We start from the raw sequence: 21,811 nt of genomic DNA on the forward strand, positions 1-21,811 counted from the left end.
AGGCCGCCGGCGAACTCCAGCACCTGCAGGGCGCCGGGATGCTCGATCAGCCGGCGGATGTGGTCGGTGACCACCTGCTCGGGGCTGATCAGCACATCGATGGGCACCGCCTCGTGGGCGAACAGCCCCTTGCGGGTCAGGTAGGCGGTGGCGCGTACCCGGGCGATCTTGGTGGGGGTGCGGAACAGGGTGTGGGCGACCTGGCAGGCGATCATGTTGACCTCGTCCTGGCTGGTCACCGCGATCAGCATGTCGGCGTCCTCGCAGCCCGCCTGGCGCAGCACCATGGGGTAGGAGCCGGGCCCCACCACGGTGCGGATGTCGAGGCGGGTGTGCAGCTCGCGCAGCCGGTCGCCGTCGGTGTCCACCACCGTGATGTCGTTCTCCTCGCGGGCCAGGTGCTCGGCCAGGGTGCCGCCGACCTGGCCGGCGCCGAGAATGATGATCTTCATCGGTTGTCGTTATCCGCTGTCATCGAGGGCGGCGCGGATGGTGCGCCGCAGCACGGTGACGGCAAGCCTAAACCAGCCGTCGCGAGAAAGACAGGGGGCGGCCCGGGATCAGTCCAGGGTGAAGCCCACCTTGAGGGTGACCTGCCAGTGGGCCACCCGGCCGTGCTCGATATGGCCACGGGTGTCGGTGACCTCGAACCAGCGCATGCCGTGCAGGCTCTCGGCGGCCTTGGTGATGGCGTTGCGGATCGCCTCCTCGATGCTCTTCTCGGAGGAACCGGTCAGCTCGATATGCTTGTAGGTGTGGTTGCTCATGCGGACTCCTGTCGCGTGCCGGATGGGGGGGGGGGGCAGCCGGTGGTTCAGCCCGACCGCTTCCTCAGTCTGGCATAGAAGAAACCATCGTGGCTGTCGATCTCCGGCAGCAGCTGGCGGCCGGCGCCGGCCTCGCGTCCCCAGGCGACGTCCCGGGGCGTGGTGGACTCGGCATCCGGGGTGCGCGCCAGGAAGGCGTCGACCTGGTCGCTGTTCTCCTCGGGGAGCACCGAGCAGGTGGCGTAGAGCAGGGTGCCGCCGGGCCGCAGCAGCGGCCAGAGGTTGTCGAGCAGCCGCGCCTGCAGCGCCGCCAGCGGCGTGATGTCCGAGGACCGGCGCAGCCGCTTGATGTCGGGGTGGCGGCGGATCACGCCGGTACCGGAGCAGGGCGCATCGAGCAGGATGGCCTCGAAGGGCACCCCGTCCCACCAGTCGAGGGCGGTGGCGTCACCATGGGCCAGCCGCGCGGAGAGGTTCAGCCGGGCCAGGGCGTCCTCGACCCGGGCCAGGCGCTCGGCATCGCTGTCCACCGCCTGCATGTCGATGTCGAACACCTCGAGCAGGTGGGCGGTCTTGCCGCCGGGGGCGCAGCAGGCATCCAGCACCCGGGCCCCGGGGCGCGGTGCCAGGGCCGGGCCGAGCAGCACGGTGGCGAGCTGGGCGGCCTCGTCCTGGACGCTGACGTGGCCCTCGTCGAAGCCCGGCAGGGCGTGGACGTCGCAGGGCGTCTCCAGGGTGATGCCGTCGGGGGCGTGCAGGCAGAGCCGGCCCTCCAGGCCGGCGGCGGCCAGCCGGTCGATGTAGGCTTCGCGGTCGCCATGGCGGCGGTTGACCCGCAGCGTCATCGGGCCGGGCTCGTTGTTGGCCGCGGCGATGGCGCGCCAGTCGTCGGGCCAGGCCTGGCGCAGCGCCTTGAGCAGCCATTTCGGGTGCAGCAGGGCGACCGCCGGGTCCCGGTCCACCTCGGCCTGCAGCTCGGCGGCCTCTCGCTGCAGGCGGCGCAGGCAGCCGTTGAGCACCCGGGTCGCCCACTCCTTGCCGAGCAGGCGGGCGGCGCCGGCGGTCTCGCCCACTGCGGCATGGGCCGGGATGCGCAGGTAGAGCAGCTGGTGGATCCCCAGCAGCAGCAGCGCCTGGACGTCGGCATCGCGCGCCTTGAAGGGCTTCACCAGCAGCTTCGTCGCCAGGGCCTCGAGGCGCGGCAGGGTGCGGCAGGTGCCGTAGCAGAGCGCCTTGAACAGGGCGCGGTCGCGGGCCACCACCTGGTGGTCGTCCAGGCCGGCCAGCGAGCCCTTGCCGGCGATCACCGGCGCCAGGGCCCGGGCGGCGGCGGCGCGCACCGCCAGGCCGCCGTCGTTCTGCAGTCCGCGGGACGCCGGACCCCGGCGGTTGTCGGGTGTCTGCTGGCTCATGCCGGCGTCTCCTCGTCCTGGTGGCCCAGGCGCAGGCCCGGGGGGAAGCGGTCGCCACGGGCCCGCAGCAGCTCGCCGACGGGCAGGGCCTTGCCGCCGGGCAGCTGGGCGCGGGTCACCCGCAGCACCTCGCGGCCCTCGGGGTCGCAGGCGATGCGCAGGGCGTCATCGTCATGGCCGAGCAGGGTGCCCGGCGCGGCGGGCGACTCGCCTGCGGCGGGCTCGCCCGCCTCCGCCAGCAGCAGCCGCAGGCGGTCGCCGTCGAAGCGGCACCAGGCCACCGGCCAGGGATTGAAGGCGCGGACCCGGGCGGCCAGCTCGGCGGCGGGGCGGCGGAAGTCGAGCTCGGCCTCGGCCTTGGAGAGCTTGGCGGCGTAGGTCACGCCGGACTCGGGCTGGGGCGTGGCGGTCAGGCCATCGCCGGCCAGGGCATCCAGCGCCTCGACGATGGCCTCGCCGCCCAGCGCGGCCAGGGTGTCGTGGAGCTCGCCACCGGTGGTGGCGGCGGTGATCGGGGCAGGGCGCACCAGCAGCATGTTGCCGGTGTCGAGTCCCTCATCCATCTGCATGATGGTCACGCCGCTCTCGGCGTCGCCGGCCTCGATGGCGCGCTGGATGGGGGCCGCACCGCGCCAGCGCGGCAGCAGCGAGGCATGGACGTTGAGACAGCCCAGCGGCGGGATTGCCAGTACCGCCCCGGGCAGGATCAGGCCGTAGGCCACCACCACCATGATGTCGGCCCCCAGGGCGGCCAGTTCGGCCTGGACGTCCGCCGTCTTGAGCGTCTCGGGCTGGTGGACCGGCAGGCCATGCGCGAGGGCCAGCGCCTTGACCGGGCTCGGCGTCAGCTTGCGCCCGCGGCCGGCCGGGCGGTCCGGCTGGGTATAGACGGCGATGACGCGGTGTCGGCTGGCCAGCAGCGCCTGCAGACTCTCGGCGGCGAAGTCGGGCGTGCCGGCGAAGATGACGCTGAGGGAGTGAGAGTCGTGGGATCGGGACATGTTCGGGGCCTTGCCGGAGTGGATGCCCCTTCATGATAACGGAGCCGGCCGCAAACGACGAAGGCCGACGCGGGGGCGTCGGCCTTCGGGAGGAACCTGAGCGGCGGATTCAGGCGGGTTGCATGAGCCGGTGGCGCTTCTGCATCTTCTTCATCACCCGGTCGCGCTTGAGTGGCGACAGGTAGTCGACGAACAGCACGCCCTCGAGGTGGTCGTGCTCGTGCTGGATGCAGTGGGCCAGCAGGCCGTCGGCCTCGAGCTCGTAGGGCCGGCCGTCGCGATCCAGCGCCTTCAGGTGGACCCGGAGCGCGCGGGGCACGTCGGCGTAGTACTCGGGGATCGACAGGCAGCCCTCCTGCATCGGTTCCCGCTCGTCGCCGATGGGGGTGTATTCGGGGTTGATCAGCACCAGCGGGCGTGACTGGTCGTCGCTGACATCCATGACGATCACCTGGCGATGCACGTCCACCTGGGTGGCGGCCAGCCCGATGCCGCGGGCGGCATACATGGTCTCGAGCATGTCGTCGACCAGCTGGCGGACCTCGTCGTCGACCGTCTCGACCGGCGCTGCCCGGGTGCGCAGCCGCTCGTCGGGGAATTCGAGGATCGGTAATTTGGCCATGGCGTTGGATTCACCGTTATGCTGTCATTTACAAGATGACACTATTCTAGAAGTGCGCAGGCGGTGGCGAAACCGCCGATCACGCATCACATCGATAACCTCAGACTATATCACGCCGTCATCGTTCCAGGTGACAGGCGTGGGGAAGGCAACGCGGGGGACAGCAGGGATGAAGCAGACGAGACGTGGCAAGGCATGGCGCCGCTGGCTGGGCGGCGCGGCGACCGTGCTGGGCATGGCGATGGCCGTGGGGCCGTTCGCCGGCGCGGCGCTGGCCCAGGGGCTTTCCTGGGACGACGGGCTGCGCGGCGATGCGCCGGAGCGCTACACCGTGGTGCGCGGTGACACCCTCTGGGACATCTCCGGTCGGTTCCTGCGCCACCCCTGGCAGTGGCCCGAGGTGTGGCAGGTCAACCCGCAGATCCGCAACCCGCACCTGATCTACCCGGGCGACGTGATCTACCTCTACGACTGCAACGGCCGTCCCTGCCTGGGACTGGAGCGCGGCCAGGGCCAGGTGCGGCTCTCGCCCGAGATGCGCACCATCCCCCACCGCGAGGCGATCGAGCCGATTCCGCTGGAGGCGATCCGCCACTTCCTGCGCGACCATCGCATCGTCGATGACCCGGAATCCCTGGAGGAGCTGGCCTACGTGGTGGGCGGCGACGACCGTCGGCTGATGAGCGGTCTCGGGGACCGGCTCTATGCCCGCGGCGAGGTCGAGGGCAGCGGCCGCGTCGGCTTCTACCGGGTGGGTGATCGCTTCCTCGACCCGGCCACCGGCGAGCTGCTGGGACTGGAGCTGGAGAGCGTCGGCCAGGCGCGCCGCGAGCGCCAGGAGGACGATATCGTGGTGCTGGAGGTGACCTCGTCCCGCCAGGAGGTCCGCAACGACGACATCGTGCTGCCGCTGGAGGTCCGCGACCTGGTCACCGAGTTCATCCCCCGCGCCCCGGAGCGCGAGGTGGAGGGCACCATCCTGGCCGTGCCCGGCGGCGTGCAGTTCATCGGCCGCCTGCAGGTGGTCGCCCTGGACCGCGGCCGTCGCGATGGCCTCGAGGCGGGCCATGTGCTGATGGTCGAGCAGCGTGGCGAGCTGGTCAGCGACCCGCGCACCGGCGAGTCCCTGCGCCTGCCGGGTGAGGATGCCGGCCTGGTGATGGTCTTCCAGCCCTACGAGAAGATGAGCTATGGCCTGGTGATGAAGGCGAGCCGCTCCCTGGCCGTGGGCGATCGCATTCACACTCCGCAGCGCGCCCTGGGCGCCGCCCTGCGCTGAGGCCCTTCCGGCGTGGTCGCCGCCAGGATGCAGGCCCGCGAGTGGCTGGCCCTCTTCCTGCTGCCGGGCATGGGGGCGGGCCGGCTCGCCGAACTGGCGGCCCTGGAGCCCCACTGGCCCGATGGCTGGCTTGCCGCCCTCCCCAGGGAGCCGGCCATGGCGCTGCGCCTGTGGCTGGACCATCCCGGCCGCAGTCCCCTCGCGGCGGAGATCGCCGCCCAGGAGGCCTGGCTGGCCGAGGCCCCGTCCCGTCACCTGCTGCATGCCGGTCACCCCGCCTGGCCGGCCCTGCTGTCCCAGATCGCCGATCCGCCCCCGCTGCTCTGGGCCTGGGGGGACCTCGCCGCGCTTGAGCCGCCCCGGCTGGCCATGGTCGGTGCGCGGCGCGCCACCCGTGAGGGGCTGACCAACGCCGCCGCCTTCGCCCGGGAGCTCGCCGGGCGGGGCTGGTGCGTGGTCAGCGGCATGGCGCTGGGTATCGATGCCGCCGCCCAGCAGGCGGCGCTGGAGGCCGGCGGCGCCAGCGTCGCGGTGCTCGGCTGCGGCGTCGACGTGATCTACCCGCCGCGTCACCATCGGCTGCATGCGCGGCTGCGCGAGCCGGGCGGCCTGCTGCTTGCCGAGCATCCCCCCTGCACCCGCGCCCGCCCCGGCTTCTTCCCCCGCCGCAACCGCATCGTCACCGGGCTCTCGTGCGGCGTGCTGGTGGTCGAGGCCGCCGAGCAGAGCGGCTCCCTGGTCAGCGCCCGGCTGGCGGCCGAGCAGGGGCGGGAGGTCTTCGCCCTGCCCGGCTCCATCCATAACCCCCAGGCCCGTGGCTGCCTGAGGCTGATCCGCGACGGGGCCGTGCTGGTCCGCGAGGTGGACGACATCCTGGTGGAGCTCACCCAGTGGGCCGGCATCGCGCTGCCGCCCGCCGGCGCCCCGGCCGAGCCTGCGGGGTCCCCGCCCGAGGTGGCGCGCACGACTGACCCCCTGCTGCGCTGGCTGAGCAGCGCGCCCACCCCGGTGGATGCCCTGGTGGGTCTCTCGGGGCTGGGCATCGCCGAGTGCCAGCGGCGCCTGCTGGAGCTCGAGCTGGAGGGGCGGGTGGCCCACGCCGCCGGCGGCTGGGTGCGGCTCTCGGGGGCGTGATAGAATCCTCGGCCATTCATGATCCCAGCCCTGTAAAGCGTCGAGGAGCTCCCATGAGCCAGGCCAGCCAGATCGCCCATGCCGTTGCCGCCCTGCGCCGTGGCGGCGTGATCGCCTATCCCACCGAGGCCGTGTGGGGACTCGGCTGCGATCCGGACAACGACGAGGCCCTGGCCCGCCTGCTGCGCCTCAAGCAGCGCGACCCCGCCAAGGGCGTGATCCTGGTGGCGACAAGCATCGAGCAGTTCTCGCCCTGGCTCGAGGGGCTGCCCCTGGAGCTCCACGCGCCCCTGGCGGCCAGCTGGCCGGGGCCCCATACCTGGCTGGTGCCCGACAACGGCCGCAGCCATGGCCTGGTGCGCGGCTGTCACGAGAAGGTGGCGCTGCGGGTCAGCGCCCACCCCCTGGTGGCCGCTCTGTGCGAGGCCTTCGGCGGGCCCATCGTCTCCACTTCGGCCAATATCGCCAGCGAACCGCCGGCCATGAGCGCCGCCGAGGTGCGCGAGGTCTTCGGCGATGGACTCGATGCCATCGTCGATGGCGAGCTCGGCGGCCTCGAGCGCCCCAGCACCATCCGCGACCTGGTCAGCGGACGGGTACTGCGCCCCTGACCCGGCGCATCCGTCACCCACGCCACCCGAGGAGATCGCCTTGGCCCACGCCCGACTCGACGCCGTCAAGACCTACCTGCTCGACCTCCAGGAGCGCCTCTGTGAGGGCCTCGCCGCCGAGGATGGCGGCGCGGGCTTCCGCGAGGATGCCTGGGACCGCCCCGAAGGGGGCGGCGGCCGCTCCCGGGTGATCGAGCACGGCCGGGTGTTCGAGAAGGGCGGGGTCAACTTCTCCCATGTCTTCGGCGAGCGGCTGCCGCCCTCGGCCACCGCGGCGCGGCCCGAGCTGGCCGGCCGCAGCTTCCATGCGGTGGGTGTCTCCTGGGTGCTGCATCCGCAGAATCCCCACGTGCCCACCAGTCATGGCAACGTGCGCTTCTTCATCGCCGAGAAGGCGGGGGAGGAGCCTGTCTGGTGGTTCGGCGGCGGCTTCGACCTGACGCCCTTCTACCCGGTGCTCGAGGACGTGGTGCACTGGCACCGGGTGGCGCGCGATGCCTGCGCGCCCTTCGGCGACGAGGTCTATCCGCGCTACAAGGCGTGGTGCGACGACTACTTCTACCTGAAGCACCGCGACGAGACCCGCGGCGTGGGCGGGCTGTTCTTCGACGACCTCAACGAGGGGGGCTTCGAGAGCTGCTTCGCCTTCCAGCGTGCCGTGGGCGACGCCTTCCTGGAGGCCTACCTGCCCATCGTGCGCCGCCGCCGGGAGACCCCCTGGGGCGAGCGCGAGCGCAACTTCCAGCTCTACCGCCGGGGACGCTACGTGGAGTTCAACCTGGTGTGGGACCGCGGCACCCTGTTCGGGCTGCAGAGCGGCGGGCGCACCGAGTCGATCCTGATGTCGATGCCGCCCCTGGCGCGCTGGGAGTACGCCTGGACGCCGGAGCCCGGCAGCCGCGAGGCGGAACTCTACGCCGACTACCTGAGGCCCCGCGACTGGCTGGGGGAAGAGGAGAACCCATGACCGACCGCTACTGCGTCTTCGGCCACCCGGTGGCCCATTCCAAGTCGCCGGCCATCCACGCCGCCTTCGCCGAACAGACCGGGGAGGCGATCGCCTACACCGCCATCGAGGCGCCGCTGGACGACTTCGCCGGGGCCTGGCGGCGCTTCGTGGCCGAGGGGGGGCGCGGCGCCAACGTCACCGTGCCCTTCAAGGAGGAGGCCTTCCGCCTCTGTGACACCCTGAGCCAGCGCGCCCGCCGGGCCGGTGCGGTGAACACCCTGATACTCGGCGGCAACGGCCAGACATATGGCGACACCACCGACGGCGTGGGCCTGGTGCGTGACCTGAAGCGTCACGGCGTGAGCCTGGCCGGCGCCCGGGTGCTGGTGCTGGGCGCCGGCGGGGCGGTGCGCGGCGTGCTGGAGCCGCTGCTGGCCGAGGCCCCGGGGAGCCTGCTCGTGGCCAACCGCACCGCCGAGAAGGCCGAGCGGCTGGCCGCCGACTTTGACGACCTGGGCGAGATCGCCGGCGGCGGCTTCGACGCCGTGGCCGGCCCCTTCGATCTGGTGATCAACGGCACCAGCGCGAGCCTCGCCGGGGATCTCCCGCCGCTGCCGGATGGCCTCTTCGCGAAGGTCGCCACCGCCTACGACATGATGTACGGCGCCGACCCCACGGTGTTCCTGCGCTGGGCCGCCGAGCGCGGAGCCCGCCCGGTGGACGGGCTGGGCATGCTGGTGGAGCAGGCGGCGGAGTCCTTCTTCCAGTGGCGCGGCAAGCGCCCCGACACCGCGCCGGTGCTGGCGCGGCTGCGCGAGGCGTTGTAGGAGGGATGCTCCGCATCGCGATCGGCGCCGTCAGGCGCCCCGGCGGTGTTGCAGAGGTTTCTGGCCCCACCGGGAGGCCTTCGGTCTTCAGTCGCCGGCGTCCACCCTTCCCTCAGCGCCGCTTGACGTACAGCCCCACCATGCAGAGCCCCATGCCGATCACGGAGAGCAGCATCCCGCCGTTGACCAGCCAGGGGTGGCGCTCCAGCCAGGAGACGAAGGGCTGGGGCGTGTCGCGGCAGACCCCCTCCAGGTAGTCCCAGTAGCCCCCCGAGAGCGTGCATTCGCGCACGCTCGAGTGTTCCCAGAAGAAGACCCCCATCAGCACCAGGAGGGGGGCGATCAGCAGCAGCAGGCCGAGTCTCAGCATTCGCTTTCCAGAAGTGTGTTGGATATCGAGCGCCGCAATGGATCAGTGTTTCCCTAGGGGCGCGGGCAGTTCGGGGTGCGTCCGGCCTGGCGGGCCTGCTGGTAGCGGGCCAGGGCGCTGTCCATCTGCGCCTGGAGGCCGCCCACCCGCTGGCCATGGCTCGGGTGGCTGGACATCCACGCCGGCGGCTGGCCGCCGCCCTGGGCGCTCATGTTCTCCCACAGGGCCAGGCTGGCGCGCGGGTCGAAGCCGGCATCGGCCATCAGCTCCAGGCCGAGCACGTCGGCCTCGCTCTCGTGGCGGCGGGAGAAGGGCAGCAGGATGCCGTACTGGGCGCCCAGGCCGAGTGCCCCCATCATCTGCTGGCCGCCAGGCCCCTGCATGCCGGACGCCGAGGAGAGCACCGACAGGCCCAGCTGGGTGGCGGTCTGGGTCGAGACCCGCTCGTTGGCATGGCGCGCCAGCACGTGGGCGATCTCGTGGCCGATCACCGCGGCCAGCTGGTCCTGGTCCCTGGCCACCTGCAGCAGGCCGGTGTTGACCCCCATGTAGCCGCCCGGCAGGGCGAAGGCGTTGGCCTGGTCGGACTCGAAGACGCGGATCTGCCAATCCTGGCCGCGCTGCTGTTCCGCCGGCAGGGCGCTGACCAGGGCGTCGGCCACGCACTGCACGTAGCGGTGGGTGGTACCGCCCACGGTGGGCAGGTCCTGCTGGTACTGCTGGAAGGCCTGGGCGCCCATCTGGTTGAGCTGGGCGTCGGATACCAGGGTGAGCTGCTGCCGCCCGGTGGGCGAGGTGGCGCAGGCGGTGAGGGTCAGGCTCAGGGCGCCTGCGGCGAGAAGGTGGAACCAGCGCATGGGGGAGGGTCTCCTGTGACCGGTCTTGTGCGTCCAGTTGAGTATGACGCTGGACGCCACGACAAGGTTCGCCACAAGATACCGGGAACGCCTGCAAGGTCAACCACGGGAAAGGAACGACAAGGAGAAGACCATGGACCCCGAGCTGTCGCGTCGACTGCTCAGCCTGCTGGATCACGTCGAGCACTGGCTGCCGCCGCCTCCCCAGGAGGTGGACTGGGAGCGTGATCTGGCCGCCCTCTGGCAGCGCCACGTGCTGGGGGGGCGGCTGCTGCCGGTGCCACCCCGCGATGCCCTCTCCCTGGATGACCTGCTGGGCATCGAGCGGCAGAAGCTGGCGCTGGTCGACAACACCCGCGCCTTCCTGCAGGGGCTGCCGGCCAACCACGCCCTGCTGTGGGGCTCCCGGGGCAGCGGCAAGTCGTCGCTGATCCGCGCGCTGCTCAACAGCCTGGCGCCGGAAGGGCTGCGCCTGGTACAGGTCGACCGCCACGACCTCGCGGGCCTGCCGATGCTGGTGGCCCAGCTGCGCGATCAGCCGCACCGCTTCGTGGTCTACTGCGACGACCTCTCCTTCGAGGGGCACGACGACGCCTACAAGGCGCTGAAGAGCGTGCTGGACGGTGCCCTGACCGGCCCGCCGCCCAACGTGCTGCTCTATGCCACTTCCAACCGCCGCCACCTGCTGCCGGAGTCCATGAGCGACAACGAGGGCTCGCGGCTGGTGGGCGACGAGCTCCACCACGGCGACGCCGTGGAGGAGAAGATCTCCCTCTCCGACCGCTTCGGCCTGTGGCTGGGCTTCCACCCCTTCAACCAGGACGTCTACCTGGAGGCCTGCTGCCACTGGGTCACCCAGCTGGGCAGCCGCGAGGACTGGAACGCCGAGGCCCGTGCCGAGGCGATCCGCTTCGCCACCCTGCGCGGCGGCCGCAGTGGCCGCGGTGCCTGGCAGTTCGCCACCCAGTGGGTGGGCCGCCGGCGCCTGCACGGGAAGTAGGGAAACGCGGCGAGACAAGGGGCGCCGGGGACAGGCCTGGAGGGGGTCCTATGCCAGGGGTGAGGAGCACGGCTCCGAACGGGCTGGCCATGGATGGCTAGCCCCGGACCTGCAAGCGGAGCGGGACGCGAGAGCGCAGCAGGGCATCGGTAGCGCCCAGGGAGGGGTTTACAGCGCCCCCGAACAGGCCTGTCGCCGGAACAGCCCCGCTTCGACCTGTTATCAGTGCTACCCCCGCGGAATCAGCCTGCCGTCCTCGCCCACGCCCAGGCGGATGGTCGGGGTGAGCAGGCCGGCGGGCAGGGTCATGCCCAGGCCCCGCAGGTCCCCCGGGGTGATGGCAAGCTCGCTGCCGGCGGGCAGTTCGCCCTGGCGGGCCAGCTGGCTGGCCAGCTCCACCATGGGGCCGAGCCGTTCGCGGCCGCCGGCCAGCAGGTCGAAGGCCACCGGCAGGCGCAGGTTGGCATCGTCACCCGAGGTCAGGGTCACGTCCTGGTCGTAGTTGCCGCTGACCGGGTCGACGCCCGGCATGTCCAGGGTCCAGCGGAAGCCGGACATCTCCACCGGCGGCATCCCGGTGGGCAGCCCCAGGCCCATGGCCAGGGTCGCCTGCACCGGCAGGCTGCCGGCGCCCAGGCTCGACATCGCCAGCGACATGATATCGCTGGTGTCGAGGCGGGCATCCACGGCGTAGGGGCCGATGCGCACCTCCTCCACCCCCAGCGAGGTCACCGCCAGGCGGAAGGCGAACAGCCCGGTCTGGGGCAGCGCCAGGCAGCCGGCGAGCAGGGCGGAGAGGCAGAGCGGGGCGAGCAGGCGCCAGCGGCGCGGCAGGTGGCGGGAGAGCGTCATGGGGTCCTCCGGGACAGGGCCAGTGCTGCATCGCAGCGAGGAGGGTATTTCAGGGCCGCCGGGCATCCCTGTCAAGGCTTTCGGGGCCCTGTCGGCCCATCAGGGAAGCGAAACTGTCGGCCCATCACGACAGCGCCCGCCCCGTCGTCGATGGCGAGTCGGGCGGGCGCTGATGGGGAGCGGAGGGGGCGGCTCAGCGGCGGCTCTTGCGCGCCTCCCGGGTGCGGCCCAGTTCGCGCTTCTTGGCCTTCTCGCGGTCGCTGGCGCCGGCCATGCTGTCGAAGGGGTTCTGTCCGGAGCGGAACTCGAAGCGCAGCGGCGTGCCGCGTACCTTGAGCACCTTGCGGAAGGTGTTGGTCAGGTAGCGGCGATAGGCCTCGGGCAGCGACCCGGTCTGGTTGCCGTGGACCACGATGATCGGCGGGTTGCTGCCGCCCTGGTGGGCCATGCGCAGCTTGATCCGACGACCGTTCACCATGGGCGGCTGGTGCTGCTCCACCGCGTCCTGGAGGATGGTGGTCAGGCGGTTGGTGGACCAGTGGCTGTTGGCGGAATCGAAGGCGCGCTCGATGGAGGGGTAGAGGTCGCCCACGCCGGTGCCGTGCAGCGCCGAGATGAAGTGCAGCTCGGCGTAGTCGGCGAAGCCCAGGCGGCGCTTGATCTCGGTGCGCATCCTGTCCCTGGCTTCCTGCTCCAGGCCGTCCCACTTGTTGACTGCCAGCACCAGCGCCCGGCCGGTGGTCAGCACGTAGTCGAGCAGGTGAAGGTCCTGCTCGACCAGGCCGGTACGGGCATCCAGCACCATGACGGCGACATGGCACTCCTTGATCGCCTCAAGGGTCTTGATGATCGAGAACTTCTCGGCGATCTCGCGGACGTTCTTGCGGCGCCTCACCCCGGCGGTATCCACCAGCACGTAGGGCTTGCCACGGCGCTCGAAGGGGATCTCGATGGCGTCGCGGGTGGTGCCGGCCTCGTCGAAGACCACCACCCGCTCCTCGCCGAGCAGGCGGTTGACCAGGGTCGACTTGCCCACGTTGGGGCGACCGATCACGCCGATGCGGATGCCCTTGGTACCGGTGTCCGCCGGGATGCTCTCGTCGCGCTCGGGGAAGGGCTCGAGCACCTCCTCGATCAGCGCGGTGACGTTGCGGCCATGGGCCGCGGCGATGGGCCGCGGCTCGCCCAGGCCCAGCTCCCAGAACTCGGCCACGGCGCTGGGCTCATCGAGTCCATCGGTCTTGTTGACGACCAGCCAGGTCTTCTTCTGGTTGACCCGCAGGTGGTTGGCGATGGCCTCGTCGGCCACGTTGAGGCCGGCCCTGGCATCCACCAGGAACAGCACGATGTCCGCCTCGTCGATGGCCGCCAGGGACTGCTCGGCCATGGCGGCGTCGATGCCTTCCTCGTCACCGCTGATGCCGCCGGTGTCGATCACCGTGTAGGCCTTGCCGCCGAGCAGGCCGTTGCCGTACTTGCGGTCCCGGGTGAGCCCGGGGAAGTCGGCCACCAGCGCATCGCGGGAGCGGGTCAGGCGGTTGAACAGGGTCGACTTGCCCACGTTGGGGCGGCCGACCAGGGCGATCACGGGTGTCATTGGATGTCCAGGGTCTCTAGGCTGCCGTCATTGGCGAGCACATGGATGCGGTTGCCCTCGGTGACCGGCCGCACGCTGATGCCGGAGCGGTCCACCCGGGTACGCCCGACCAGCTCGCCGCCGCGCGCGTCGATCAGGTGCAGGTAGCCCTCGAAGTCGCCGAACACCAGGTTGCCGGCGGCGAAGGCCGGGGCGGTGATGGCGCGCCCCTCCAGGGCGGTGTTGCGCCAGATCTCGCTGCCGCTGTTGGCGTCCAGGGCGAACACATGGCCCGCCTCGTCGACGACGAACAGGAAGTCGCCGACCAGTACCGGGGTGTGGTAGCTGGAGAGCTCGCGGTCCCACAGCGGCTCGCCGCGGGTGGCCTCCAGGGCGGCCAGGCGGCCATTGAAGCTGGTCACGAACAGCCGGCCGTCGGGGGCCAGCACCGGCTGGCCGGCCAGGTCGACCAGCCGATCGATGTCGCTGCGGCCCTGGGCGACGGCGATGCGCCGCTCCCACAGCGGCTGGCCGCTGCGGTTGTCCAGGGTCACCAGGCGGCCGTTGGCGAAGCCGGCGAAGGTGACCGGGTCGATCACCGTGGGGGTGCCGGTGCCGCGCAGGGTCAGCGAGGGGCGGTTGGCGGTGTAGGTCCAGCGCTCGTCGCCGCTGGCGCGGTCCAGGGCGGTGACACTGCCGTCGACGCTCTGCACCACCAGCAGCTGCTGGTTGGGCTGGGGCGCGGCCAGCACCTCGCTGGGCACCCGGGCGCGCCAGCGCACGCTGCCGTCTCGCTGGCTCACCGCCAGCACCTCGCCGTTGCGGGTGGCCAGGTAGACATCCCCGGCCACCGCGGTCAGGGCGCTGGAGACCGGCACCTCGAGGTCCACCTGCCAGCGGCGGTCGCCATCATCGGCATCGAAGGCCGCGAGGCGGCCGCGCTCGTCGGCGGCGAACAGGGTGTCGCCATCCCGGGCGGGGGCGATGGGGTAGGCGGCGCGGCCCAGGCCGCGGCCGACCCGCTGGCTCCAGGCGCTGGAGAGCTCGGCGCGCTCCTCGAAGCTTACGAGCGCCTTGGGCGGGTACTGCGGCTCGACCTTGTTGCCGGCGCAGCCGGCCAGCAGGGCCAGGCCGGCCATGGCGGCGATCAGGAATCTCGGTGTCATATCGTGGCCTCGTCATGCCCCAGGTTGTCGAGCTTGAGCTGCACGCCGTACAGCGGCTGGTCGCGCGCCTCGGCGAGTCCCAGCGCCTCGCGCCAGGCCCCGCGGGCGTCGTCGCGGCGGTCGAGGGCCAGGAAGGCATCGCCGCGCACCTCGGCACGCTGGGCCGCCAGGGCCTCGGGCACGCCGGCGTCCAGGGTGGCCAGGGCCGCCTCGGCGTCGCCCTCGGCGACCTGCAGGCGGGCCAGGCGCAGGCGGGCCAGGCCCTTGACGTAGTCGCGGCCGCTGGCGTCGATCACCGCCTCGAGGGCGGCTCGGGCGCCGGCCATGTCCTCCTGGGCGACGGCCAGGCGGGCGTCGATCAGCCGGGCCAGGTCGGCGTAGAGCGTCTTGCCGTGCTCGTCGGTAATCTCGACGACCAGCTCGCGGGCCTCGCCGAGGTTGGCCTCGTCCAGGTCGTTGCCGGCGGTCAGGTTGATCAGGTGCTGGTAGCGCAGGGAGGCGGCCGAGGCCTTGCCCTCCTGGTAGTCCTGCCAGGCGTTCCAGCCGAACACGCCGGCGGCGGCGATGGCCACCCCGGCGACCAGCGCCATGCCGTTCTCCTTCCACCAGCGCTTCAGCGCATCGACCTGCTCTTCTTCGGTTCTCAGCTCCGCCACGGGCGGTCTCCTTCTGTTCCTGGGGTCGGTGCCGGGCCCCGGTCGGGGTGGCGCCAGGGGGCCGGCGCGTCGGCCCGGCCCCGCATGATCAGGCGATGTCCTGGGCCAGCAGGCGGCTCAGGGTGGTGGCCAGCCCGGCCTGGGGCAGGCTCTGCTGGTCGCGCTCCTCGCGCAGGAACTTCAGCGTGGCCGTGCCGTTGGCCAGCTCGTCCTCGCCCAGCAGCAGGGCCAGGCGGGCGCCGCTCCTGTCGGCCTTCTTGATGCGGCTCTTGAAGCTGCCCCCGCCGCAGTGCAGCTGGGCGCGCAGGCCGGGCAGCTCGCTGCGCAGGCGCTCGCCGAGCAGCAGCGCCTGGCGGCTGGCGGCATCATCCATGGGCAGCACGTAGAGGTCCAGCTCGCCGCGGGCGGTATCCGGCACCAGCTCGAGGGTCTCCAGCAGCAGGATCAGCCGCTCGATGCCCATGGCGAAGCCCACCGCCGGGGTCGCCTTGCCGCCCAGCTGCTCCACCAGGCCGTCGTAGCGGCCACCGGCACAGACCGTGCCCTGGCTGCCCAGTGCGGTGGTGGTCCACTCGAAGACGGTGCGGCCATAGTAGTCCAGGCCGCGCACCAGCCGCGGGTTGAGCACGTAGTCGATGCCTGCCGCATCGAGCATGGCGCAGAGCGCCTCGAAGTGCTCGCGGGAGTCGTCGTCCAGGTGATCCATCAGCTTCGGCGCATCGGCCAGCATCGCGGCCATCTCGGGGTTCTTGGAATCGAGGATGCGCAGCGGGTTGCTGTCCAGGCGGCGGCGGGAGTCCTCGTCGAGCTGCTCATGATGCTGCTCGAAGTAGGCGACCAGCCGCTCGCGGTAGGCGGCACGCGCCTCCGTGGAGCCCAGCGAGTTGAGCTCCAGGGTGACGTGCTCCATCAGCCCCAGCTCGCGCCACAGGCGCGCGGAGAGCAGGATCATCTCGGCGTCGATGTCCGGCCCCTCGAGGCCGAAGGCCTCCACGCCGACCTGGTGGAACTGGCGGTAGCGCCCCTTCTGGGGACGCTCGTGGCGGAACATCGGCCCCTGGTACCAGAGCCGCTGGGTCTGGTTGTGCAGCAGGCCGTGCTCCATGGCGGCGCGCACGCAGCTCGCGGTGCCCTCCGGGCGCAGCGTCAGGCTGTCGCCATTGCGGTCGTCGAAGGTGTACATCTCCTTCTCGACGATGTCGGTGACCTCGCCGATGGAGCGCTTGAACAGCGCGGTCTGCTCGACCACGGGGGTGCGGATCTCGTCATAGCCGTAGCGCTTCATCAGCGCCTGGACCTGCCCCTCGAAGTACTGCCACAGCGCCGACTGGCCGGGCAGCAGGTCGTTCATGCCACGGATGGCCTGGATCTTCTTCTTGCTTGGCTCTTTTTGACTTGCCTGGGACTTGCTCAACACGTGCTCCTTGATGAATCGCCGGGGGCTGCTCAGGGGATCAGGCCCCGCGGGCGATCACGTCCTGTTCGGCCTGCTCCTTCTCGCGGACCTTGTCGCGGATCAGCCGCTCCAGGTCGTCGACGAGGTGGTCGTTGCGCAGCTTGGAGGCCGGCTTGCCGTCGATGTAGACGAGGTTGGCCGGGGAGCCGCCGGTGAGGCCGATGTCGCTCTCCTTGGCCTCGCCGGGACCGTTGACCACGCAGCCGATCACCGAGACGTCCAGCGGGGTCATGATGTCCTCGAGGCGCTCTTCCAGGGCATTCATGGTGCCGATGACGTCGAAGTTCTGGCGCGAGCAGCTGGGGCAGGCGATGAAGTTGATGCCCTTCGAGCGCAGCCGCAGGCTCTTGAGCATGTCGAAGCCGACCTTGATCTCCTCGACGGGGTCGGCGGCCAGCGACACGCGGATGGTGTCGCCGATGCCGTCCATCAGCAGCAGCCCCAGGCCGATCGACGACTTGACGGTGCCCGAGCGCAGGCCCCCTGCCTCGGTGATGCCCAGGTGCAGCGGCTGCTCGATGCGCGTGGCCAGGTCGCGGTAGGCGGCCACCGCCATGAACACGTCCGAGGCCTTGACGCTGACCTTGAAGTCCGGGAAGTCGAGGCGGTCGAGGTGGTCGATATGACGCATGGCGGACTCGACCAGGGCCGCGGGCGTGGGCTCGCCGTACTTCTTCTGCAGGTCCTTCTCCAGCGACCCGGCGTTGACGCCGATGCGGATCGGGATGCCGTTGTCGCGGGCGGCGCTGACCACGGCGCGGACGCGCTCTTCCTTGCCGATATTGCCGGGGTTGATGCGCAGGCAGTCGACGCCGAGCTCGGCGACGCGCAGGGCGATTCGGTAGTCGAAGTGGATGTCGGCGACCAGCGGGACCTCGACCTCGCGCTTGATCCGGCCAAAGGCCTCCGCGGCGTCCATGTCGGGCACCGAGACGCGCACGATATCGGCGCCGGCGGCCTCGAGCTGGCGGATCTGCGCCACGGTGGCGGCCACGTCCAGGGTGTTGGTGTTGGTCATGCTCTGGACGGAGATGGGGGCATCGCCCCCGACCGGCACCCTGCCGACATGGATCTGGCGTGACTTGCGGCGAACGATGGGGGATTGTGCGTGCATGGTGACGGAATCATTCTCCCAGGGTGAAGCGGGCAACGTTGTTGGCCCCGGCGCGGGCGGCCAGGTCCACGGACTCGCCCTGCCAGACCAGCTCGACGCCGGTGGCGTTGCCCACGGTCAGGCGGAACGGCGGTTCGCCTTCGACGCTGGCCGTGGTGCCGGGTTCCTGGAGGCCGACGAAGACGCGCTGGTTGTTGGCGTCGAAGATCTCGGTCCAGGACTGCTCATTGAAGGTCAGCTCGAGGGTGCGTGGCCCGGCGACGGGCGCTTCCTCGGCCGGCGCCTCGGGTTCCGGGGCGGCGTCGGCCACGTCCTCGGCACCCGCCTCGTCGCTGGCCGGTTGCGGCGCCGCGTCCGACTGGGCGGCGATGATCCGGGAACCATCGGGGTCGACCTCGGTGGCGGCCGGCTCGCCGGCGGCCTCGGGGTCCTCGACCAGGCCCAGGTCGCTCTCCTCGTCGGGCAGCGGCGGCAGGGCGTCCGAGGGCGACTGGGCGGCCGGCTCGTCGCCACCGGTGATGGTGGTGGTGCCGTCGAGGCTATCCACCGAGACCGGACCGCTGTCGCCGATGCCGGGGGGCTCGTTGCCGCCGCGGCTCTGCCACCAGAGCAGGGTCAGGCCGATCAGGCCGGCGATCACCAGCAGGGTGACCAGGCGGAACAGCCAGGCGCCGAGGCGCGACGGGGGGCGGGTGACATTCACCGGCGTCACCTTGCGCTCGGCCTCCTCGCTGCCGAAGCGGGCGCGGTAGGCATCCAGCACCGGCTTGTCGTCGATGCCCAGCAGGTGGGCATAGGAGCGCAGGTAGCCACGCCGATAGGCGGCGATCGGCACCTCCTCGTAGCTGTCCTCTTCCAGCCCCCGGATCACCGCGGGGCGCAGGTTGAGCGCGCTGGCGACCTCGCCCAGGGAGAGCCCCTGGGTCTCCCGCTCGCGCTTGAGCTGTTCGCCCGGTGAGGCCGCGAAGGCGGAGTCGACGGGGTCGGTGGTATGGGTGTCGCTCATGACTGAGCATCCTTCGTGTAGGGTCGTTGTTCAAGGCGTGCCACGGGCATCTTCCAGCTGTTGGCCATAGAAGGCGGCGGCGTCCCGGTCACCCCGGGCGCGGGCGATGTCACGTGCCAGCTGCAGGCTGGAGGCATCGGCGCCGGCCAGGCGGATGAAGGTCTCGAGCTGCTGCTGGGCCCGGGCATGGTTGCCTTCGGCGAACTCCAGCTCGGCCAGGGTGTAGTAGCTGCGGGCGCTGCGCGGGTCGATGCTCTGGGCCCGCTCGAGGCTGCGCCGGGCCGCCGCGAGGTCGCCCAGCTCCCGCCGGCACTGCCCCAGGTTGGCGAACAGCTGGGCCCGGGCCGGATACTGGGCATCGCCGGAGGCCAGCTCGAGCTGTTCGCAGGCCTCGCGGATGCGGCCCCGGTCATACAGGAAGGCCGCGTAGTTGTTGCGCGCCCGGGTGAAGTTGCGGTCGGCGGACAGGGCGCGCTGGAAGGTCTCGTCGGCCAGGGCCGCCTCGCCCTGGCGCTGATAGACCATGGCCATGGCTTGCAGGGCCTCCGGGTCGTCGGGGGCGATCGACAGCGCCCGGTCCAGGGCCCCCATGGCCCGCTGCAGGTTGTCGCGTTCCAGGTAGGCCACGCCCAGGCGCGTGTAGGCGTCGGCCGGGCTGGTCTCGCGGTCTCCGCCCAGGCCCTGGGGCTGGGTGGCACAGCCGGACAGCCACAGCGAGCCGACCAGGATGGCCAGGGCGGGCAGGCGGATGGCGCCGGGCAAGCGGGAACGGCGAGTCATGGTGTTCTCCCCACGGTCGACACTGCCCTCCCGGCAGCTTGCCGGTGGCAGGCAGGTGCCGGAGGGGTGAAAGGCCTGACCATCAAAGCGTTGTGCCCGGTTGAAGTCAAGGCGGGCACCGCTCAGTCGGCGTCGATCTGGATCGACTGGATGTAGCGTTCGTGGCGCCGCGTGCGATCCTTGACCCGTCCCACCAGCTGGCCGCAGGCGGCATCGATGTCGTCGCCGCGGGTGGTGCGGATCGGTGCCGTGTAGCCCAGCTCGTAGAGCCACTGCTGGAAGCGCATCACCTGGTTGCGCGAGGGCTTCTCGTAGCCCGAGTGGGGGAAGGGGTTGAAGGGGATCAGGTTGATCTTGCACGGCAGCTCGCGCAGCAGTTCGGCGAGCTGCTCGGCATGCACCTGCTGGTCGTTGACGTCCTTGATCACCGTGTACTCGATGGTGACCATGCGGGTGTCGTCGCACTTGGCCAGGTAGCGGTGACAGGCGTCCAGCAGGGTGCGGATGTTGTACTTGCGGTTGAGCGGCACCAGCTCGTTGCGCAGCTCGTCGTTGGCGGCGTGCAGCGAGATGGCCAGGCTCACGTCGAGCTCGTCGCCGAGCCGGTCCAGCATCGGCACCACCCCCGAGGTGGAGAGGGTGACGCGGCGCTTGGAGAGGCCGTAGCCGTTGTCGTCGAGCATCAGCTTCATGGCCGGCACGACGTTGTCGTAGTTGAGCAGCGGTTCGCCCATGCCCATCATCACCACGTTGGTGACCGGGCGGTTGGCGGTGTCCTTGCGCGGGCCCACGCTGCGCTGGGCGACCCACACCTGGCCGATGATCTCGGCGGCGCTGAGGTTGCGCTGGAAGCCCTGCTTGCCGGTGGAGCAGAAGCTGCAATCCAGCGAGCAGCCGACCTGGGAGGAGACGCACAGGGTGCGGCGCTTGCCGTTGTCGGCGGGGATCAGCACGGTCTCCACGTAGCTGCCGTCCTCGACCTCCAGCACCCACTTGCGGGTGCCGTCGCTGGAGGTGCCCTCGTAGACCACGCCGGGGCCGCGGATCTCGGCCACCTCGGCGAGCCTGGCGCGCAGCGCCTTGGAGAGGTTGGTCATGGCCGCGAAGTCGTCACAGCCCTCGTGGTGGATCCACTTCATCACCTGGGCGGCACGGAACTTCTTCTCGCCGATGGAGAGGAAGAAGGCTTCCATCTCCTCGCGGGACATGCCGAGCAGGTTGGTCTTCTGGGGTGCGGTATCAGCGGTCATGGCGGTCAGCGGGTCGGGAAAGGGAGGGCGGCAGGGGAGGCGGGGGCATGGCCCCCGCCCGGGGCCTGACTCAGCGCGGGCAGATCTCATCGGCGCCAAAGAAGTAGGCGATCTCGCGCTCGGCGGACTCGGGGGAGTCGGAGCCGTGCACGGCGTTGGCGTCGATGGTCTCGGCGAAGTCGGCGCGGATGGTGCCCGGCGCGGCTTCCTTGGGGTTGGTGGCGCCCATCAGCTCGCGGTTCTTGGCGATGGCGTCCTCGCCCTCGAGCACCTGCACCACCACCGGGCCGGAGGTCATGAAGCCGACCAGGTCCTTGAAGAAGGGACGCTCCTTGTGCTCGGCGTAGAAGCCGCCGGCCTTGTCGTCGTCCAGGTGCAGCATCTTGGCGGCGACGACCTTGAGGCCGGCCTTCTCGAAACGGGCGATGATCTCGCCGATGGCGTTCTTGGCGACGGCGTCGGGCTTGATGATGGACAGGGTGCGCTGGGTAGCCATGGGCATGTCTCCAGTAGGGGGTGATGGACAGGGGTGTCGATGGATAGCGCCGCGCCGCCCTTGGCTCCCGGGATGGAAGCGAGGGCGGCGCGGTGAATCTGATGAAGCTCGGCAGCTGACGCCGATTGGACGCGGATTATACCGCCCCGGGGCGGCGTTGAACAATCGTCGCCGATTGCGAGGCGCTTACCCGGCGACAGGCCTGTACGGGGGCGCTGTAAACCCATCCCTGGGCGCTACCGACGCCATCCCTGGCGTAGGCCCCCCTTCAGACCTGTCCCCGGCGCGCCTCGGATTGTGAATCTAGACCGTGAAGCTCTCGCCGCAGCCGCACTGGTCCTTGACGTTGGGGTTGTTGAAGCGGAAGAAGCGGTTGAGCCCCTCGTTGACGTAGTCCACCTCGCTGCCGTCGAGCATCTCCAGGGCGTCGGGAGCGACGAACACCTGAACGCCGTGCTCCTCGAAGCAGACGTCGTCATTGGCGGCCTCGTCGGCGAAGTCGAGCACGTAGCTGTAGCCGGAGCAGCCGCTGGGCTTGACCGAGACCCGCAGGCCCAGGCCGTGGCCGCGCTCGTCGAGTACCCGGCGGATCTGGTCGGCGGCAGCGGTGGTGATCGTGAGATGCGCCAT

Annotated in this window: 24 protein-coding genes; 6 read left to right on the top strand and 18 right to left on the bottom strand. The window is 71.0% G+C overall.

What is annotated here, in order from left to right; all coding sequences use genetic code 11:
* The 5 genes from BDK63_RS16510 to def form a co-directional block, all read right to left on the bottom strand.
* Positions 1 to 452, bottom strand: a 452-nt coding sequence (locus BDK63_RS16510; RefSeq protein ID WP_183333963.1) for an NAD-binding protein, incomplete at its 3' end; no start/stop codon positions are given.
* Between the two features lie 108 nt (positions 453 to 560).
* Positions 561 to 767, bottom strand: coding sequence for a dodecin (locus BDK63_RS16515; RefSeq protein ID WP_183333964.1), 207 nt, complete (start codon positions 765 to 767; stop codon positions 561 to 563).
* 47 nt (positions 768 to 814) lie between these two features.
* Entirely contained in the window at positions 815 to 2,179 is a 1,365-nt protein-coding gene (gene rsmB, locus BDK63_RS16520) for a 16S rRNA (cytosine(967)-C(5))-methyltransferase RsmB (RefSeq protein ID WP_183333966.1), read from the bottom strand.
* A complete protein-coding gene (fmt, locus tag BDK63_RS16525) occupies positions 2,176 to 3,180 on the bottom strand; it encodes a methionyl-tRNA formyltransferase (protein ID WP_183333968.1) in 1,005 nt (334 codons plus the stop codon). Before fmt ends, rsmB begins: the two co-directional genes overlap by 4 nt.
* 109 nt (positions 3,181 to 3,289) lie before the next feature.
* Positions 3,290 to 3,802 carry a peptide deformylase gene (gene def / locus BDK63_RS16530; protein ID WP_183333970.1) on the bottom strand — a complete coding sequence of 171 codons (513 nt, stop codon included), beginning with the start codon at positions 3,800 to 3,802 and terminating at the stop codon, positions 3,290 to 3,292.
* A 169-nt stretch (positions 3,803 to 3,971) separates the two neighbouring features.
* Here def and BDK63_RS16535 point away from each other — a divergent pair, with 169 nt between their 5' ends.
* Genes BDK63_RS16535 through aroE form a run of 5 tightly spaced genes read left to right on the top strand, consistent with a single transcriptional unit; the run spans position 3,972 to position 8,602 of the window.
* On the top strand, positions 3,972 to 5,081 hold the full coding sequence (locus BDK63_RS16535; RefSeq protein ID WP_183333973.1) for a LysM peptidoglycan-binding domain-containing protein: 1,110 nt from the start codon (positions 3,972 to 3,974) through the stop codon (positions 5,079 to 5,081).
* A 27-nt stretch (positions 5,082 to 5,108) separates the two neighbouring features.
* Positions 5,109 to 6,215, top strand: coding sequence for a DNA-processing protein DprA (dprA, locus tag BDK63_RS16540; RefSeq protein WP_183333979.1), 1,107 nt, complete (start codon positions 5,109 to 5,111; stop codon positions 6,213 to 6,215).
* A gap of 53 nt (positions 6,216 to 6,268) precedes the next feature.
* Complete coding sequence (gene tsaC / locus BDK63_RS16545; RefSeq protein ID WP_183333981.1) at positions 6,269 to 6,826, top strand: L-threonylcarbamoyladenylate synthase type 1 TsaC; 558 nt, start codon at positions 6,269 to 6,271, stop codon at positions 6,824 to 6,826.
* A 40-nt stretch (positions 6,827 to 6,866) separates the two neighbouring features.
* Positions 6,867 to 7,793 carry an oxygen-dependent coproporphyrinogen oxidase gene (hemF, locus tag BDK63_RS16550; protein ID WP_183333982.1) on the top strand — a complete coding sequence of 309 codons (927 nt, stop codon included), beginning with the start codon at positions 6,867 to 6,869 and terminating at the stop codon, positions 7,791 to 7,793.
* A complete protein-coding gene (gene aroE, locus BDK63_RS16555; protein ID WP_183333984.1) occupies positions 7,790 to 8,602 on the top strand; it encodes a shikimate dehydrogenase in 813 nt (270 codons plus the stop codon). The genes hemF and aroE overlap by 4 nt, the downstream gene beginning before the upstream one ends.
* Before the next feature lie 112 nt (positions 8,603 to 8,714).
* Here the strand turns inward: aroE and BDK63_RS16560 are convergent, their stop codons facing one another.
* A complete protein-coding gene (locus tag BDK63_RS16560) occupies positions 8,715 to 8,972 on the bottom strand; it encodes a hypothetical protein (RefSeq protein WP_183333987.1) in 258 nt (85 codons plus the stop codon).
* Between the two features lie 53 nt (positions 8,973 to 9,025).
* Positions 9,026 to 9,829: a M48 family metallopeptidase gene (locus tag BDK63_RS16565; RefSeq protein ID WP_183333989.1), complete on the bottom strand. Its 804-nt coding sequence runs from the start codon at positions 9,827 to 9,829 to the stop codon at positions 9,026 to 9,028.
* A gap of 133 nt (positions 9,830 to 9,962) precedes the next feature.
* On the opposite strand from BDK63_RS16565, the gene BDK63_RS16570 reads away from it, so the two are divergent.
* Positions 9,963 to 10,829, top strand: a complete 867-nt coding sequence (locus BDK63_RS16570) for an ATP-binding protein (RefSeq protein WP_183333991.1) — start codon at positions 9,963 to 9,965, stop codon at positions 10,827 to 10,829.
* A 228-nt stretch (positions 10,830 to 11,057) separates the two neighbouring features.
* Here the strand turns inward: BDK63_RS16570 and BDK63_RS16575 are convergent, their stop codons facing one another.
* From BDK63_RS16575 to BDK63_RS16625, 11 genes are all read right to left on the bottom strand, one after another.
* Complete coding sequence (locus BDK63_RS16575; RefSeq protein WP_183333994.1) at positions 11,058 to 11,681, bottom strand: hypothetical protein; 624 nt, start codon at positions 11,679 to 11,681, stop codon at positions 11,058 to 11,060.
* A gap of 193 nt (positions 11,682 to 11,874) precedes the next feature.
* Positions 11,875 to 13,278 carry a ribosome biogenesis GTPase Der gene (der, locus tag BDK63_RS16580; protein ID WP_183333996.1) on the bottom strand — a complete coding sequence of 468 codons (1,404 nt, stop codon included), beginning with the start codon at positions 13,276 to 13,278 and terminating at the stop codon, positions 11,875 to 11,877.
* Positions 13,275 to 14,423 (bottom strand): outer membrane protein assembly factor BamB, encoded by a 1,149-nt coding sequence (gene bamB / locus BDK63_RS16585; RefSeq protein ID WP_183333999.1) that lies wholly within the window; start codon positions 14,421 to 14,423, stop codon positions 13,275 to 13,277. The genes der and bamB overlap by 4 nt, the downstream gene beginning before the upstream one ends.
* A complete protein-coding gene (locus BDK63_RS16590; protein WP_183334000.1) occupies positions 14,420 to 15,079 on the bottom strand; it encodes a tetratricopeptide repeat protein in 660 nt (219 codons plus the stop codon). Before BDK63_RS16590 ends, bamB begins: the two co-directional genes overlap by 4 nt.
* A gap of 88 nt (positions 15,080 to 15,167) precedes the next feature.
* Positions 15,168 to 16,493: a histidine--tRNA ligase gene (gene hisS, locus BDK63_RS16595; protein WP_281379321.1), complete on the bottom strand. Its 1,326-nt coding sequence runs from the start codon at positions 16,491 to 16,493 to the stop codon at positions 15,168 to 15,170.
* Positions 16,494 to 16,533: 40 nt separating this feature from the next.
* Entirely contained in the window at positions 16,534 to 17,649 is a 1,116-nt protein-coding gene (ispG, locus tag BDK63_RS16600; RefSeq protein ID WP_183334002.1) for a flavodoxin-dependent (E)-4-hydroxy-3-methylbut-2-enyl-diphosphate synthase, read from the bottom strand.
* A gap of 10 nt (positions 17,650 to 17,659) precedes the next feature.
* Positions 17,660 to 18,655: a RodZ domain-containing protein gene (locus BDK63_RS16605; protein WP_183334004.1), complete on the bottom strand. Its 996-nt coding sequence runs from the start codon at positions 18,653 to 18,655 to the stop codon at positions 17,660 to 17,662.
* Between the two features lie 30 nt (positions 18,656 to 18,685).
* A complete protein-coding gene (gene pilW, locus BDK63_RS16610; RefSeq protein WP_183334005.1) occupies positions 18,686 to 19,435 on the bottom strand; it encodes a type IV pilus biogenesis/stability protein PilW in 750 nt (249 codons plus the stop codon).
* 122 nt (positions 19,436 to 19,557) lie between these two features.
* A complete protein-coding gene (rlmN, locus tag BDK63_RS16615; protein ID WP_183334007.1) occupies positions 19,558 to 20,685 on the bottom strand; it encodes a dual-specificity RNA methyltransferase RlmN in 1,128 nt (375 codons plus the stop codon).
* Between the two features lie 70 nt (positions 20,686 to 20,755).
* The gene (gene ndk / locus BDK63_RS16620; RefSeq protein ID WP_183334009.1) at positions 20,756 to 21,181 is read right to left on the bottom strand and encodes a nucleoside-diphosphate kinase; all 426 of its coding nucleotides are present in this window, start codon (positions 21,179 to 21,181) and stop codon (positions 20,756 to 20,758) included.
* Between the two features lie 303 nt (positions 21,182 to 21,484).
* Entirely contained in the window at positions 21,485 to 21,811 is a 327-nt protein-coding gene (locus BDK63_RS16625; RefSeq protein ID WP_183334011.1) for a HesB/IscA family protein, read from the bottom strand.

The organism is Halomonas campaniensis, from assembly GCF_014193375.1.
GTDB classification, from domain to species: domain Bacteria; phylum Pseudomonadota; class Gammaproteobacteria; order Pseudomonadales; family Halomonadaceae; genus Halomonas; species Halomonas campaniensis.